General features: G+C 53.4%; 15 protein-coding genes and 1 pseudogene. 9 read left to right on the forward strand and 7 right to left on the reverse strand.

All coding sequences use genetic code 11. The features are described 5' to 3' along the window. Nucleotides 1–145: 145 nt before the first annotated feature. Nucleotides 146–1090, forward strand: coding sequence for a lysophospholipid acyltransferase family protein (locus A0U92_RS13095; RefSeq protein WP_236748142.1), 945 nt, complete (start codon nucleotides 146–148; stop codon nucleotides 1088–1090). 359 nt (nucleotides 1091–1449) lie between these two features. Here A0U92_RS13095 and A0U92_RS13100 read toward each other — a convergent pair whose 3' ends face one another. The 5 genes from A0U92_RS13100 to A0U92_RS13120 form a co-directional block, all read right to left on the reverse strand. Then, nucleotides 1450–2190 carry a TlyA family RNA methyltransferase gene (locus A0U92_RS13100; protein WP_077813592.1) on the reverse strand — a complete coding sequence of 247 codons (741 nt, stop codon included), beginning with the start codon at nucleotides 2188–2190 and terminating at the stop codon, nucleotides 1450–1452. 3 nt (nucleotides 2191–2193) lie between these two features. Continuing rightward, entirely contained in the window at nucleotides 2194–4176 is a 1983-nt protein-coding gene (gene dxs / locus A0U92_RS13105) for a 1-deoxy-D-xylulose-5-phosphate synthase (protein WP_077813593.1), read from the reverse strand. A 5-nt stretch (nucleotides 4177–4181) separates the two neighbouring features. Further along, on the reverse strand, nucleotides 4182–5111 hold the full coding sequence (locus tag A0U92_RS13110; protein ID WP_077814451.1) for a polyprenyl synthetase family protein: 930 nt from the start codon (nucleotides 5109–5111) through the stop codon (nucleotides 4182–4184). Nucleotides 5112–5119: 8 nt separating this feature from the next. Then, entirely contained in the window at nucleotides 5120–5350 is a 231-nt protein-coding gene (locus A0U92_RS13115) for an exodeoxyribonuclease VII small subunit (RefSeq protein ID WP_077813594.1), read from the reverse strand. A gap of 156 nt (nucleotides 5351–5506) precedes the next feature. Next, nucleotides 5507–5746, reverse strand: coding sequence for a sulfurtransferase TusA family protein (locus tag A0U92_RS13120; protein ID WP_077813595.1), 240 nt, complete (start codon nucleotides 5744–5746; stop codon nucleotides 5507–5509). 143 nt (nucleotides 5747–5889) lie between these two features. Between A0U92_RS13120 and A0U92_RS13125 the strand changes: the two genes are divergently transcribed. The 8 genes and pseudogenes from A0U92_RS13125 (at nucleotide 5890) to A0U92_RS17410 (ending at nucleotide 12900) form a co-directional block, all read left to right on the forward strand. Then, nucleotides 5890–6819 (forward strand): ROK family protein, encoded by a 930-nt coding sequence (locus A0U92_RS13125; RefSeq protein ID WP_077813596.1) that lies wholly within the window; start codon nucleotides 5890–5892, stop codon nucleotides 6817–6819. Continuing rightward, nucleotides 6789–8099 carry a DNA polymerase IV gene (locus A0U92_RS13130; RefSeq protein ID WP_077813597.1) on the forward strand — a complete coding sequence of 437 codons (1311 nt, stop codon included), beginning with the start codon at nucleotides 6789–6791 and terminating at the stop codon, nucleotides 8097–8099. Before A0U92_RS13125 ends, A0U92_RS13130 begins: the two co-directional genes overlap by 31 nt. 519 nt (nucleotides 8100–8618) lie before the next feature. Beyond that, nucleotides 8619–8927, forward strand: a pseudogene (locus A0U92_RS13135) (transposase); the annotation flags it as partial. 248 nt (nucleotides 8928–9175) lie between these two features. Continuing rightward, nucleotides 9176–10252 (forward strand): hypothetical protein, encoded by a 1077-nt coding sequence (locus A0U92_RS17395; protein ID WP_149026471.1) that lies wholly within the window; start codon nucleotides 9176–9178, stop codon nucleotides 10250–10252. Nucleotides 10253–10270: 18 nt separating this feature from the next. Next, on the forward strand, nucleotides 10271–10795 hold the full coding sequence (locus A0U92_RS17400; RefSeq protein ID WP_149026472.1) for a hypothetical protein: 525 nt from the start codon (nucleotides 10271–10273) through the stop codon (nucleotides 10793–10795). Between the two features lie 21 nt (nucleotides 10796–10816). Then, a complete protein-coding gene (locus tag A0U92_RS17405; protein ID WP_149026473.1) occupies nucleotides 10817–11173 on the forward strand; it encodes a hypothetical protein in 357 nt (118 codons plus the stop codon). A gap of 1 nt (nucleotide 11174) precedes the next feature. After that, nucleotides 11175–12317: a baseplate J/gp47 family protein gene (locus tag A0U92_RS13145; protein WP_077813599.1), complete on the forward strand. Its 1143-nt coding sequence runs from the start codon at nucleotides 11175–11177 to the stop codon at nucleotides 12315–12317. A 10-nt stretch (nucleotides 12318–12327) separates the two neighbouring features. Further along, on the forward strand, nucleotides 12328–12900 hold the full coding sequence (locus tag A0U92_RS17410) for a hypothetical protein (RefSeq protein ID WP_149026474.1): 573 nt from the start codon (nucleotides 12328–12330) through the stop codon (nucleotides 12898–12900). Between the two features lies 1 nt (nucleotide 12901). Here A0U92_RS17410 and A0U92_RS13150 read toward each other — a convergent pair whose 3' ends face one another. Further along, entirely contained in the window at nucleotides 12902–14239 is a 1338-nt protein-coding gene (locus tag A0U92_RS13150) for a sensor histidine kinase (protein ID WP_187668957.1), read from the reverse strand. A 91-nt stretch (nucleotides 14240–14330) separates the two neighbouring features. Further along, entirely contained in the window at nucleotides 14331–15038 is a 708-nt protein-coding gene (locus A0U92_RS13155; RefSeq protein WP_077814453.1) for a response regulator transcription factor, read from the reverse strand. Nucleotides 15039–15168: the final 130 nt, after the last annotated feature.

A 15168-nucleotide genomic window follows, 5' to 3' on the forward strand; every position in this document is an offset into this window, starting at 1 on the left:
ATGGGATGACCTATCCTTTCTTTTCTCTCAGGTGGCACTTCATGCGTTTCAGGCAGTTCCCTACAGGAGACATATCTCCTGTCTGGCCGTGGATGCACATTTTGAATGCGCGGACGGCAGACGACCTCGGACCCTTCGCTCCTTCATGACATCCATCACTGTGCCTACCGGCAGAGATCGTATTGGCGGTTATCTGACCGGACTGGCGTTCAACGGCGGCGTCGGGCTGATGCGTCTGCTCGGCATAGGGCTGTCTTCCGGCCTTGGCGGCCTTCTCGCAGGAACCATTGGCCCGCTTCTGCCTGTCTCGCGCGTTGCCAGAGGCAATCTCACGCTCGCCTTCCCCGACATGGACAGAAAACAGCAGAAGAGAATTGTCCGGGGCGCCTGGAACAATCTTGGGCGCGTCGTCGGGGAGTTTTCCCATCTCAAAAAGATGGAATGCACTCCGTCGGGACCGGGCTGGGAGATTTCAGGTCAGGAACATATCGAGGCTGCGCGGAAAAACGGCCTGCCGCCTCTGTTCTTCTCGGCTCATCTGGGCAACTGGGAAATGATTCTGCCCATTGCTGGCGCACTGGGTCTGCCGGTCGGCGGTGTGTACCGGGCATCGTCAAACCCCGTGGTCGAGCGTCTGATCCAGCAACTCCGCAGTGAGGCAGGGCATGGAACGCGGATGTTTCCCAAGGGAGCGCGAGGCGCGCGCGACATCATCGGCCATCTGAGCGCTGGCGGCACACTGGGACTTCTGGTGGACCAGAAAATGAACGACGGCATCGCCGTTCCGTTCTTCGGACAGACGGCGTGGACAGCCCCTGCCCTTGCCCAGCTTGCCGCGCGGTTTGAGCGCAACATCGTGCCGATCCATGTCGTGCGGATCGGCACGGCCCGGTTCCGGCTGGTGTGCGAGCCCGCCCTGACTTTCACCATGACAGGCGAGCGCACAGCCGATCAGTTGTCGATCATGAAGGCCGTGAACGCGCATCTTGAAGGCTGGATCAGAGCCGAACCCCAACAGTGGCTGTGGTTTCATCGTCGATGGCCGAAAACAATGGTGAGTTCGGCGGTTCATGAGGATATGGCCGCGTAAGCGACTTATTTAACTGAGAGGCAAAGGCTGCTTATTGGGCTGTCATGAGGCAGCTTTCTGTTTGCGCGTTTCAGGTCATTCGGAAAGATTACAGAACACCGCCTTTTTGAAAAAAGATGGCGCCCAAAGCGTCTGGTTTATACCAGAGGTGGTGAAGATTGACCTGTCGATGAGAGCATCCGGGCTCAGCCCGGACCCGGCAGGAACCACAGGCCGTCACAGCCCGGTTTGCTGATCATAAAACGGTTTACAAAGGCGAGCCTTTGCCGGGTTCCGGCGCAGAGCCCTGCCAATCCTGCACCGGCCAGTATACGGGATCGGCCAGTCTCATACAGCCCAAAGGCCAGACCCGCCGGGTATTACCCCGTCCGGCGTGCGCCGATCAGAAACTCACGGTTCCCTTCCGGTCCGGTGATCGGGCTGGCTTCCACGCCCAGCACTTCCCATCCCGGCAGGGTCTTCCACCAGTCGGAAATCATGGTGCAGACCTGCTCATGAATGGCAGGATCACGCACGACGCCTTTCGCCCCCACATGCTCACGCCCGGCTTCGAACTGAGGCTTGATCAGCGCAACAGCCCACGCATCCGGTAAGGTGAGCGACAGTGCGGCAGGCAGCACCGTACGCAGACCAATAAAGCTGGCGTCACACACGACCGCACCGATGGGATCAGGGATAAGCGTCGCGTCCAGCGCCCGGGCATTCTGCTTTTCCATGACCACGACACGGGGGTCGGAGCGCAGCTTCCACGCCAGTTGGCCATGCCCGACATCCACGGCATAGACCTTGCTCGCACCATTGGTCAGCAGAACATCCGTAAAGCCGCCAGTGGACGCCCCAACATCCAGACCGATCCGTCCTTCCGCAGAAAAACCGAAAAACGGAAGCGCATGGGAGAGCTTCAGCCCTCCACGCGAAACCCACGGATGGTCCTGTCCCTTGAGCGCCAGAGGCGCTTCTTCAGGCAGGAGATCCCCTGCTTTCGCGATACGCCGGTCACTCGTGTAGACAAGCCCCGCCATGATGAGAGCCTGCGCCTTGGTCCGGCTTTCGACCAGTCCCCGATCAACGAGGAGCTGGTCTACGCGGCGCTTCGCCATCAATCAGGCGATCTGCTCGCTCACACTCACCCCGATTGCGTTGAGCGCTGTCTGGACGATGTGAGGGGCGTTGAGGTGAGCGGTGTTGTATTGCTCGAACTGGCTGTCGTGGTCGATGAAGATGTCCGGGAGCGTCATGGTGCGCAGGCGGACAGTGTCGAGCAGGCCGGTCTTCGAGAGATGCTGGGCGACCAGCGAGCCGAAGCCGCCGACGGAGCCTTCCTCGATGGTGATCAGCACGGCGTGGTTGCGCGCCAGCTGTTCGAGCAGTTCCGTGTCCAGCGGCTTGGCGAAACGGGCGTCGGCCACCGTCGGCGGCAGGCCGTGCGCGGCGAGCTGGTCGGCGGCCTTGAGCGCCTCCTCCAGACGCGGACCAAGCGACAGGATGGCGATGCCGCCCTTCTCGCGCCCGGACTGCTGGCCCATCTCGCGGACGATGCGGCCCTTGCCGATCTGGATGATCCCGCCCTTCGCGGGCAGCTCCAGACCATAGGTGTTGCCGCGCGGATACCGCAGCGCGATCGGGCCTTCGTCGAACTCGCAGGCCGTGGCCGTCATGTTCAGAAGCTCGATCTCGTCGGACGGCGCCATGATGGTCATGCCCGGCAGGCAGCCCAGATAGGCGATGTCGAACGAGCCCGCATGCGTCGCGCCGTCGGCGCCGACCAGACCGGCGCGGTCAATGGCGAAACGGACCGGCAGCTTCTGCAGCACCACGTCGTGCATGACCTGATCGTAGGCGCGCTGCAGGAACGTGGAGTAGATCGCGCAGAACGGACGCAGCCCTTCCGTCGCCATGCCGGCGGCGAAGGTGACAGCGTGCTGCTCCGCGATGCCGACATCGAAGAACCGGTCGGGGAATTTGGTGGCGAACCTGTCGAGGCCCGTGCCGGACGGCATCGCGGCGGTGATGGCCGTGATGCGGTTGTCCGTGGAAGCGCGGTCGACCAGTTCGCGGGCGAAGATATTGGTCCAGGACGGCGGTCCCGGAGGGGCTTTCTTCTGCTCGCCGGTGACGACGTTGAACTTCGCCACGGCGTGATACTTGTCGCCCGCCGCCTCGGCCGGCTTGTAGCCGTGGCCCTTCTCGGTGATGACATGCAGCAGGATCGGGCCTTTATCCGTGTCGCGCAGATTGCGCAGGATCGGCACCAGCTGGGTCATGTCGTGGCCATCGACCGGGCCGACATAATAGAAACCCAGCTCCTCGAACAGCGTGCCGCCGGTGATCATGCCGCGGGCATATTCCTCGGCCTTCTTGGCGGTGCGTTCCAGACGGTCCGGCAGCTTTTTCACGAACTTTCCGGCGAGATCCCGCAGGCCCATGAACTGGCGCGACGACATCAGGCGGGAGAGGTAGTTCGACATCGAGCCGACGGGCGGCGCGATGGACATCTCGTTATCGTTGAGGATGACGATCAGCCGTTCCGCGCCCTCGCCGGCGACGGCGGCGTTGTTCATCGCCTCGTAGGCCATGCCGGCGGAGATCGAGCCGTCGCCGATCACGGCGATGACGTTGCGCTCGCGGTAGGACGGATCTTCCCCGGCGCGCAGATGGTGCGCGACCGCCATGCCGAGGCCGGACGAAATCGACGTTGAGGAATGGGCCGCGCCGAACGGGTCGTATTCGCTCTCCGAGCGGCGGGTGAAGCCCGACAGGCCGCCCGGCTGGCGCAGGGTGCGGATGCGGTCGCGGCGTCCGGTGATGATCTTGTGCGGGTAGGCCTGATGGCCCACGTCCCAGATCAGCCGGTCGTCGGGGGTGTCGAACACGGCGTGGATCGCGACCGTCAGTTCCACCACGCCCAGCGAGGCGCCAAGGTGGCCGCCTGTCGTGGACACCGTCTCGACCGTCTCCGAACGCAGCTCGTCCGCAACCTGCTTCAGCTGCTCGATCGAAAGGTTCCGAAGGTCAACAGGGTAGGAAACACGGTCCAGTAAAGGAAAACGACCCCGAGTGGGGATGGGTCCGGACGTATCGCTCATGGCTCTCAGCTCCTGCGCTCTACGACGTAACGCGCAAGGTCGCGCAGCCGATCGGCTTTCTCACCAAAAATATCGAGGGCATGACAGGCCCGCTCGGCCAGCTTCCCAGCCTCCTTGCGAGCGCCGTCGATACCCAGCAGCGCCACGAAGGTCGACTTTTCCGCAGCCTGATCCTTGCCGGCTGTCTTGCCGAGTTCTTCCTCGGTCGCCGTTGCATCCAGCACGTCGTCCGCGATCTGGAAGGCCGCGCCGATATCACGGCCGTAACTGGCGATGCGCTCACGCTGTTCGGGATTCGCGCCGCCCAGAATCGCGCCAGCCTCCGCCGAATAGCGGATCAGGCAACCGGTCTTCAGGGCGTGCAGATGACTGACTTCCTTCAGGGAAAGGGCGCGGCCCTCGCCTTCCATGTCGATCATCTGGCCGCCGACCATGCCAGCCGCGCCGGAAGCCTGCGCCAGAGCCAGCACAAGCTGGACCCGCACGACGGCATCCGGATGGGTTTCAGTCTCGGCCAGCACCTCGAAGGCGCGCGTCTGGAGCGCGTCACCGGCGAGTATGGCGGTCGCCTCGTCAAACTTGCGATGGGCGGACGGCTGGCCCCGGCGGAGATCATCGTCATCCATCGCGGGCAGGTCATCATGCACGAGGGAGTAGGCATGCAGCATCTCGACAGAGGCCGCTGCGCGATAGGCTCCTTCCTCGCCATTCTGTTCCGGGAACAGGGACGCCACTTCCGCCACAAGATACCCGCGCAGGCGCTTTCCACCACCCAGCGTCGCATAGCGCATGGCGTCGATCACGCGCGCCTCAGGTCCATCCACGCGGGGGACCAGCCGGTCCAGCATGGCTTCCACGGCAGCGGCGCGCTGCTTGAGGGATGCGCTCAGCGCTTCGGCAGAGGTGGGATTTGTGCTTGCACCGGAGTTGGTCATGACGAACTTCAATCCACGTTCTTGGCGTCAAGTGAGCCGTCAGCCCGTTTGACGATAGCCTGCACGCGCTCTTCAGCCTCGCGCAGCTTGCTTTCACAGTGAGCGCGAAGCGCCGCCCCGCGTTCATAGGAGGTGATGGCCTCTTCAAGCTTGAGCTGTCCGCCCTCAAGGCTCCGGACGATCCGCTCAAGCTCGGTGAGGGCGTCCTCGAAGGACAGGGAATTCGTCTCACCCGTCATGTCAAATAGCATCCTCAATAGGTCATCAAGCCGCTGCCCTTACCCCGCAGACACGCCGATGCCAAGACCGGAGATGTTATGCAGGGATTACTTTCCCTTGTTAAATTGACGATTCCACAACAGATGTCGCCTCCGCGCATCAGGTCTGAAACGCGCTCAGGCGGGCTCTTCGCTCTTTTTGCGGATCACGAAAGACAGCACGCCGGCCTCTTCCCCAAACGCGACAAGGGCATGCCCGGTTTCCCGGCAGAAACTCCGGAAATCCGCCGAAGAGGCGCGATCGGTCGCCAGTACGCGGAGATGATCCCCCGCCGTGAGGGTGCGCAGGGCCTTGTTGGCTTTCAGAACGGGCAACGGACAGGAGAGACCTCTCACATCCAGAAGAGTCTCACTCATGCTTTCTCCCCCTGATCGTCCGTGGTGTCGGGCTGTTTTCTCATCGCGGCATTCCTGCCCAAGTCTGGAACATGAGTGCAGTATCTGCTTTGAAGTAATCTTAACAGATCGTTTCGCACGATACGCAGTAACGGACAGTCAGCATGAACAGCATACGCCTTGGAATCGACCTGGGTGGCACCAAGATCGAAGTCGTGGCCATGAGCACGGCCGGGGACATCCTTCTGCGTGAACGTGTTCCGAATCCGGGATCGTATGAGCCGATGATGGCCGCCATCCGTGACCTGCTTGACGCCACAACCAGCAGACTGGGGCTGGACGAAAGCAGTCGTGACGCACGTCTGCCTTTCGGAATCGGCATACCCGGCTCGATCGACGACACGACGGGGCTGGTCAAGAACGCCAACGCCACATGGCTGAACGCCATGCCGTTCGGCGTCGATCTTCCGAAAATCACGGGACGACAGGTCCGGGTTGAAAATGACGCAAACTGCTTCGCTCTCTCGGAAGCCATCGACGGCGCAGCAAGCGGGCGTAATATCGTCTTCGGCGTGATCATCGGCTCCGGGATGGGCGGTGGTCTTGTCGTGAATCGCAAACTGCTCAGCGGTCGTCATCATATCGCCGGTGAATGGGGCCATATTCCCCTGCCCTGGCCACGCCGGGAAGAATTCCCGATGCCGCGCTGCTTCTGTGGAAACGAGGGCTGCCTTGAGCGCTTCCTCTGCGGCCCGGCTCTGGCGGCGGCCTGGAAAGGCGAAGGCGCACGCAGCGCGGAAGGCATCGAGGAAGCCGCAGCAGCCGGTGACAGAAAAGCTCAGGCGGCGCTCGACTCCTATGTGGATTATCTGGCGCGCGCCTGCTCGCTCATCATCAATCTTCTCGATCCTGACGCCATTGTCTTCGGCGGTGGTGTGTCCAATCTGCAAGCCACTCTCGCGCGCGTGCCGGATCTGCTCCCGCGCAACGTCATAACGCCCGTGTGCAGGACGGAACTGCTTGTCAACAAACATGGAGACAGCTCAGGTGTCCGGGGGGCTGCATGGCTTTGGGACATCGAGAAAATCCGCTGAATGCGGGAAGACACCCGGTTTTATGCCGGGACTGTCCGGACCTGTTCTGGCCACAGAGCGGTGCAGCCATTGCACGCTGCCCGACCTGCGGCTCCCGGCGGCTTGTCTTCCACCCTGAACTGAGCAGTCTTTCCATTGCCCATGTCGATTGTGACGCTTTTTTCGCCAGTGTCGAGAAACAGCGCCATCCCGAACTGAAGGGAAAACCTCTTCTCGTGGGTGGCACAGGTGATCGCGGGGTCGTCAGCACGGCCTGCTATATCGCCCGCCTTCACGGCCCTCACTCCGCCATGCCGATGCGCCGCGCCCGTGAACTGTGCCCGGACGCTGTGATCCTCCCCCCCGACATGGCGACCTATCGGATCGTGGCAGAGCGTATAAGAACCATGATGCGGGAGCTGACGCCGCTGGTTGAAGTCAAATCCATCGACGAGGCGGTTCTGGATCTGTCCGGCACGCGGGAACTGCATGGAGCGCCACCCTGTGTCGTGGTCGCACGACTGGCTTTGCGGGTGGAGAAAGAACTGGGTGTGACGATTTCAATCGGCCTCGCAACCAATACGCTGATGGCCAAGCTTGCTGCCGGCGTCGACAAACCGCGGGGTTTTGGCGTGATCGGGTCCGAGGCGCGGGAGTGGCTCGCCGACAAGCCGGTCAGGCTTTTGCCGGGTATCGGCAAGGCTCAGGAAGAAGCGCTTCAGAAGCTTGGTCTTGCAAGGCTGGGCACACTCGCGGCCCTGACGATCGAAGAAGCCTTCCGCCGCCTGGGTTCCCGGGGACCTGAGCTTGTAGAGCGCGCCCGGGGACAAAGTTTTCGGAAGGTGACACCCTTCCATCCGGTAAAATCCGTCAGCACCGAGGTGACATTTGCCCAGGACATCGGGGATATCCCCCGACTGGAACGGGAATTGTGGGATGTGTGCGAGCAGCTTGCGCTTCGCCTGAAACGCAAGAAAGTGTCCACGCAGGGGATTTCGCTGAAACTACGCACGGCGAGTTTCCAGACACGCACTCGGGCGATACAATTACACACACCGACCGTTCTGCCGGACCGCCTGTTTCAGGCGGCAAGATATTTATTAATGAAAGAAGCCGGAACAACCGCTTTCCGCCTCATCGGGATTTACTCAAAGAATCTCAAGCCATTACAGGAAGCGGACCCGCCCAATCTGACAGACATTCACAATATCAATTCTGTCGCCATGCAGGAAGCGATCGATACATTACGCCTGAAATTTGGCAGAAATATTATTCAGAGAGGTCGAAGTTTAAATAAATAGCCCTTAAATTGAATTAATTTTTTTCATTTCTTCCAGAACACGACTATCTTTGACTGCAAAACAGCACCCAAACAAATCAAAGAAAATGGTTTTTTGGAGCGCTCTGTGAATAGATTGAATCGCGTGATTCCCAAAGATTGTCTGATGTGATTCAAGATGAGGACTGGCGCTGGAGGCCAGCCTTCATGCCGAAAGCCTACTCACAGGATTTACGAGACCGGGTGATTGATGCCGTGGAGGAAGCCGAACTGATACCAAAATCTATTACGTCTGACACATCTGTGCAGTGAGGCGGCCGAACTTTTCTGATTCTGTTTTGTGAGGGAGGATCGAGGATGGCTGGTGCGATTGCATTGCAGACGGATTATACGGCTGAGGCACTTCGGCGGCTGGGCTCATAAAGGTGAAACGTGATAGCCGATGATAACGCCTCACAACCTGGAGGGTTGTGGCAACCTCTTTGTAGTGAGTCTTGGTCAGTGATTCCCTTTTTCCGGTTCTGACTGGAGGAATGGCGCTATAAAGCAGGCTGGTTTCTTTGATGTTGAAATGCGGCCTGCTCGGCTGGGCGGGCTCGGTGACCAGTTCGAAGCCTTTTCCCGGACTGTGGATTTTGAAGTCTTCCGCTCTGATCCGGAAAAGGCTCTGGCCTATTCAGACGGGCGCAAGGGTGAGCGTCCTCCGTTTGATCCGGTCATGATGTTCAAAATCCTGATCACCCAGACCCTGAACAGCCTATCCGGCGAACGGAGGGAATATCTGATCAACGACCGCCTGTTCTTCATGCGCTTCCCTGGTCAGAGGCTTTCAGATCGCGTGCCTGAAGCAGTTCAGAAGCATTGCGCCATGCTCCGATAAGCTGAATCAATCTTCATCTCAGTCGTGCAATTCCTCTCCGCTATCATCGGGATTAACTGACGACACGCCCCATCACAAAACGAAATTCCAAGTCATTTCAGGTACGGAAAGAGACAATCGCTTCCAAGCAATCAAAGTTTTCCGAGCCTCATAAACAATAGCTTTCATACAATTGTGGGGACATTTAAAAGAAAGAAAACAATCATTAGCGAACAAGAATGTCTTTTTTATCTCTGGATTCCGGAAACACGCCTCAAACAATCAGCTCGAATATAAATATAAAAGACACCAATGGAAACACAATTACACCCCATTATGTTAAAATAATCAATTCGCGGTTAGCAGAGTCCTGCACATTCAATGCCACGATACCAATTGATACTACATATACAGAAATCCCGTTTTTTGAAAATGGCAACTCTGTAGACATTTTTGCAAAAGCAACTCCAGCCGGGTCCGGAAGCGCCACAAGCGAGGATAAAATTTTTTCTGGAAAAATTGACAGATCTGTTTTTAATCCACCCAAAAGAATACTAAGTCTCTCTGGTCGTGACTGGTCATCAAGTCTTATAAATTATGAGATATCAGGAGAGTCTTTTTTAAATATGACAGCTTCAGATGCTCTAGCTTATCTCGCGTCTAAGGTCGGGCTGTCAGCAGATATTGACACAACATCCGGGTTTATTGGTCAATTCTATCAATATGAGCATAAAGCCCATGCTCTCTCAGGAATGCACAGATATCAGACAGCCTGGGATCTATGTGTTGGAATGCAGAATGAATACGGATATGATCTGTGGGTTGAAAACAAGACTTTATATTTCAAAAAAAAACAAGAAAATGGAAACATTATCAATCTGGAATGGACCAGTCAAAAACCAGGTTCAAATATTTATCAAAGAGCCATTCTGGATATAAATTTATCCAATAATCAGATTTACTCAGAAGGTATATACGTAAAAATATCTTCCTGGGATGCGCGACAAAAAATTATTCATTCAGCTCAATATCCTGAAAATATATCCTCCGGTCAGGTTTTTAATTTCACAGCACCTGTAGGAACAACCACAGATCAGTGCAAAAATCTTGCTCAACAAAGATATACTGATATTATGGCGCATGGAAAAAACGTAGAATTACATCTTCATCCCTATTTAAACATATCAACAAGACAGCTCGTAAAGCTAAGCGGAACAGGAACATCTTTTGATTCTATAGTTTATACTGTCGATCAAGTTATTATAGAATACAGTGCAAAATCCATATCAAAAAAAGCAATATTAAGACCACGATAAATTGCAAAAGATTTTAGAATGACACAACTCAACAACTCTCTGAATATGCTGATGCATTCCCATACATCCCGTATTGGGCGTGCAAAATTTGGTATTGTAAGTGCTCTGGATTGTAAAAATGGTCTCGTAAAAGTACGTTTGCAACCTGATGATTGTGAAACTGGCTGGATATGCGATTCAGCCGTCTCTGTCGGATCAGCCACCATTTACTCTCCATCACCTGTCGGGACACATGTTTTTGTTGATACTGCTCATGGGGATGGTGACAATTACGTCGTCGTAAGTCGGGTTTTTGATTCCATAACAGCACCACAAACATTTACCTGCGTGAATAATAAGCCTCTCTCAGTAGGGCAATTTGGAATAAAAATTGGTAGTGTTGAATTTTTTATCGACAAAGACGGTATAAAAATAGTTTCAGATCTAGAAATATCTGGAAATATTATTGTTTCTGGAGATGTAAAAGCATCTGGAATTTCATTAACAGATCATACTCATAGTGGTGTGAAGGCCGGAACAGATTCCACAAGCCCACCACAATAAAATTCAAGGATATAATGAAATATGTCAGATATATCTCACACGCTTGGCTATGATCTCGATATTTCAGAAAATGGTGATCTGGCCACAGTATCTGGATCTGACATTGGAAAACAACGTATCATCAGACGTTTATCCACAAATCCTGGCGATTATATTTTTTGGTTAGATTACGGAGCCGGTCTTCCACAAAAAATAGGAAATACTGATAGCTTAGCTGATATCAGTTCTATTGTTCTGGAACAAATGAAAATGGAATCTGCAATATCTGAATCACCAACGCCTTCCATAAAAATGTACATGTTAACCGATGGAACAAAAAAAATCAGTATACAGTACGCAGATTCAGATACAGATGAAACCATCTTAATGGAAATTTAGAATGAATTTATCTTTGCAGAATTTTTCAACTTTGGTTTCTAACTCGTGTACAGCAGCACAAAGCGCCTGCTCGTCGTTGATAAATTTTACAACAGGCTCCGTTTCAAGATCAATATTTGAGGCAAATGCGACAGTAGCACTTTGGATACAATATTTAATTCTTCAAACCTTATCCATAACACGCCTTGGCACATCGTTTGGAGACGACGTGGATTCATGGATTGCTCAATTTGGCATTTCACGTTTACCTGCAGCATCCTCTACAACAACAGAAACATTCATCAGCTTAACTCCCGACTCATCATCCGCAACGGTTCCTGTAGGAGCTATCGTCAAATCATCTGATGGAAGCATACTGTTTTCGGTAACGAAAGATCAGACAAATCAATATTGGTCAGAATCATCCAATGGCTATATCCGGCAGAATGGTGTTGCATCTATTACTTGCCCTGTAGAATGCACTACTCCAGGCGCTATTGGAAATGTCATGTCCGGCGCCCTAAACACACTGGGAACTCAAATTTCTGGAATTGATACCTGCACAAACCTGTCAAGTGTAAGCAACGGTTACGATGAAGAAGATGATGAATCCGTAAAATCACGTATAAATCTATGGTTTTCCTCATTATCTTCAGCAACTCTTTCATCCATAGAATATGCCATAGAAAGCACCTCTCCAAATATTCTCTATCAGATCATAGAAAATAAAGACCCATCGGGATATTACAGGCCCGGTTTTTTTTATGTAGCCGTTGATGATGGATCAGGTAATATATCCTCGAACAATATCAATCAGATCACAACATCCATAGAATCCGTGCGAGCTTGTGGCGTCGAGTTTTCTGTTATTCGCCCCACAGTAATTTATGTATCTGTTGTTGTACCCATCACTGTAAAAACCGGAACAGATACAACATCCATAGAAAGCGCCCTTAGCACCAGTATATCTGATTATATCAACAGCCTGACAGTCGGTGCGGTATGTAGTTACACAAAAATATCCAGCGTGGCTTTTTCTACTGCAGAAAATATAGTTGAAGCTATCGGAGTTATAACTCTAAACCATGAATCGGTAGACATCGGCGGTCAAACGGCAAGCGTAGTACGCCTACAAAATATAGCATTCTCTGTATCTTATACTTAAGGAAAAAAGAATGGCCACCGGTGACAGTGAAGATATTTTCAAAAGAATTCGATCTATATTACCACAATCATGGTTTCCGTCATTATCTGAAAACTCAACGCCAGTACTTGATAGTATTCTGAAAGGATTGGCATGGCCATGGACCATGCTTTATAGTCTTTTAGAGTATACGAACAATCAAACCCGCCTTGATACAAGCTCTGGAAATTTTATAGATCTCGCGGCCTCTGATTATTTTGGCGGCACATTACCTCGTCTGAATGATGAAAGTGATTCTGCTTATATCAGTAGAATAAAAAAAGAATTTTTCATCAAGAGAAACACCAGACCTGCTTTTGATGTGATCAAAACATCTGATAGCACAATCGAAAAAATTACTGAGCCCTGGAGTTCGCTCGATTGCGCATGTTATGGGCGGGATCAGTACGATGGCACCACTCTTTGCTATGGCTCCAGAACGTCATCTGGAACCATTTTTGTAGAAATTTCAAAAAATGCATCGCTCACCACCGTATCGAATGAATTAATCGATATAAAACCGGAAGGTGTTGATGTCATTTTAGTAGTAAACGATTCAGATTAATCTATTCATCATATTGTATAAGATCAGAGGTTGGAAAAAGGACCAGAAAACAAACTCCTTTTTCCGGGACACCCGGATGAGTATCCAGAATCTTCAATTCAGCATTATGAAGACGTAGAATAGAAGCCACAAGGCTTAGCCCCAGACCGCTCCCTGGAATATGCCGGCTTTTGTCAGATCGATAAAAACGTGAGAGAACAGCATGCTTCTCATCAGGTTGTATGCCAATTCCCGTATCCTCAACTGCAATGAATGGATGATGTCCGCTCATGCTGACAGAAATTTGAACCCTTCCCCCTTCTGGTGTGAATTTTATTGCATTATCAACAAGATTTCCTAGCATTTCGATCAAAAGATCTCTGTCACCATAGACTGAGATTTCCTTGGGAGAGCAATGAAACGAAAAATCAATGTTTTCACTTTCTGCAATTGGTTCGTAGAGATCAACAATATCACGCACAAGTTCTGCTAAATCTATCCTTGCAAATGCGGCGCGCCCTTTGCTGTTATCTATCTCTGTCAGCCTCAGCAAAGCAGTGATAATAGCAAAACATTGATCCAGATTATCGATTGCGCGCTCAATGACAGATCGCAGCGCTTCTGCCGATGAAGCCTGAGACCCGGAAAGAGCTCTCTCCAACCCGACCCTGACGCGGGCAAGAGGCGTACGCAGATCATGGGCAATATCGTCTCCCACACTCTTCATGTCCCGCATGAGTTGCTCCAGCCGATCCAGCATCCGATTGACGCTCCCGGCAAGTCGCTGCAACTCATCCTGCTCAGCCCCCGCAGGCAGCCGTTCATGAATATCGCCTTGCATAATCAGGTCAACAGCTTCGTGCATTTCCTCCACCCGGGTCAGAGCCCGGTGACTCAGCCAGGTTCCTGCCAGTAAAGCAAAGAAGACAATGGGAACGAGAGTGACCAGCGAAGCATGGCGGAGCATGAGTTTCTGTTCATCCAGAACATGCAGACTGCGACCAAGAACGACAATATGCCCGCCAGGCGCACGGGCCGCGAGAAACCTCAAAGCGTAAGGACTTCCCTCTTCCGGCTCCATCACAATATTATGGAGCTTTCCGTCCGCTACCAGACCATCAGGCCATACGCGCAATTCACCGGCTACAGGCTGGTGGGATGCTGTAAAAATTCCAGCTTCATTCACGACCAGTCTTAAATCGTCCGTAGCGCGTTCACGAATGACATATTCAAGATGCTCCGGCGTCATCGCCAGAAGAAGTTTCATTTCTCCGTTCAGAACCTGACCTGACCGTCGAAATTCGAAAGATGTCATCTGGGTATAGGTCAGACTGAACTGGACTGCGATTGTTCCAAGCATCGCCAATGCGAACGCCAGCCCCAGCTTGAAACGGGCCGTACGAAAAAGAGCCAGTCGCTCACTCTGCAGAATATTTTTCAGCAAGATGATTTTAATCCGACGACTGGAGGGTAAAACCTGCCCCCCGAATACTGTGAATCAAGGTCTGCTCCCCGGATGCATCCACCTTGCGCCGCAACTTTCCGATATGCACATCAACCAGATTGGTCTGCGGCGTGAACCGATAGTTCCAGACCTCTTCCAGCAACATGGCTCGTGTCAGAATCTGTCCCGGACGACGCATCAGATATTCCAGCAGGCGGAACTCCCTCGGCAGCAATTCTATTTCACGATCGTCACGCTTCACTTTTCGATCAATCAGATCCATCACAAGCGGACCGACACGCAGAACGGTCTGACGCGTATCATCCGGGCGACGCAGAAGGGCCTCAATCCGGGCAATCAGTTCCACCATGGCAAAAGGCTTAGTCAGGTAATCATCACCACCAGCCTTGAGACCACTCACTCTGTCATCAACGGCGCCAAGAGCGGACAGAACCAGCACAGGCGTACGACCGCCATTCTGTCTGACCGTCTCGATCAGCGAGAGACCATCCAGTTCAGGTAGCATACGGTCAACGATCATGACATTATACTGCCCGGTGAGCGCCTGCTCCAGCCCTATGCCGCCCGTCTCCGCCACGGCCACGAAAAAACCACGACTTTTCAGTTCTGCCGAAATTTCCTCAGCAATATCCGCATCGTCCTCAACAAGGAGAACCCGGATTTCTTCGGCGCCATCAAGTGATGCACTGTTCATATCTGTCATCCCTCACCGATGCCCTGCGCTTACTGACTCTGGCCAGTAAAATTCTTTTCAGAATCAATCCATGCACTCCAAAGTTTCCTCTCCCGCAAAAAAGAACCTCTAAAGCCACTGCCATCAGCAC

Origin of the sequence: Acetobacter aceti (genome assembly GCF_002005445.1) — a bacterium.
In the GTDB taxonomy this organism is placed as follows: domain Bacteria; phylum Pseudomonadota; class Alphaproteobacteria; order Acetobacterales; family Acetobacteraceae; genus Acetobacter; species Acetobacter aceti_B.

Bases quoted from the DNA above. Each gene is read 5' to 3' on its own strand.
- A0U92_RS13125 (WP_077813596.1), top strand. From the start codon at position 5,890: ATGAACAGCATACGCCTTGGAATCGACCTGGGTGGCACCAAGATCGAA.
- A0U92_RS17410 (WP_149026474.1), top strand. From the start codon at position 12,328: ATGGCCACCGGTGACAGTGAAGATATTTTCAAAAGAATTCGATCTATA.
- A0U92_RS17405 (WP_149026473.1), top strand. From the start codon at position 10,817: ATGTCAGATATATCTCACACGCTTGGCTATGATCTCGATATTTCAGAA.
- A0U92_RS13145 (WP_077813599.1), top strand. From the start codon at position 11,175: ATGAATTTATCTTTGCAGAATTTTTCAACTTTGGTTTCTAACTCGTGT.
- A0U92_RS13120 (WP_077813595.1), bottom strand. From the start codon at position 5,746: ATGAGTGAGACTCTTCTGGATGTGAGAGGTCTCTCCTGTCCGTTGCCC.
- A0U92_RS17395 (WP_149026471.1), top strand. From the start codon at position 9,176: ATGTCTTTTTTATCTCTGGATTCCGGAAACACGCCTCAAACAATCAGC.
- A0U92_RS13150 (WP_187668957.1), bottom strand. From the start codon at position 14,239: ATGCTTGGAACAATCGCAGTCCAGTTCAGTCTGACCTATACCCAGATG.
- A0U92_RS13130 (WP_077813597.1), top strand. From the start codon at position 6,789: ATGGCTTTGGGACATCGAGAAAATCCGCTGAATGCGGGAAGACACCCG.
- A0U92_RS13100 (WP_077813592.1), bottom strand. From the start codon at position 2,190: ATGGCGAAGCGCCGCGTAGACCAGCTCCTCGTTGATCGGGGACTGGTC.
- A0U92_RS13155 (WP_077814453.1), bottom strand. From the start codon at position 15,038: ATGAACAGTGCATCACTTGATGGCGCCGAAGAAATCCGGGTTCTCCTT.
- dxs (WP_077813593.1), bottom strand. From the start codon at position 4,176: ATGAGCGATACGTCCGGACCCATCCCCACTCGGGGTCGTTTTCCTTTA.
- A0U92_RS17400 (WP_149026472.1), top strand. From the start codon at position 10,271: ATGACACAACTCAACAACTCTCTGAATATGCTGATGCATTCCCATACA.
- A0U92_RS13110 (WP_077814451.1), bottom strand. From the start codon at position 5,111: ATGACCAACTCCGGTGCAAGCACAAATCCCACCTCTGCCGAAGCGCTG.
- A0U92_RS13115 (WP_077813594.1), bottom strand. From the start codon at position 5,350: ATGACGGGTGAGACGAATTCCCTGTCCTTCGAGGACGCCCTCACCGAG.
- A0U92_RS13095 (WP_236748142.1), top strand. From the start codon at position 146: ATGACATCCATCACTGTGCCTACCGGCAGAGATCGTATTGGCGGTTAT.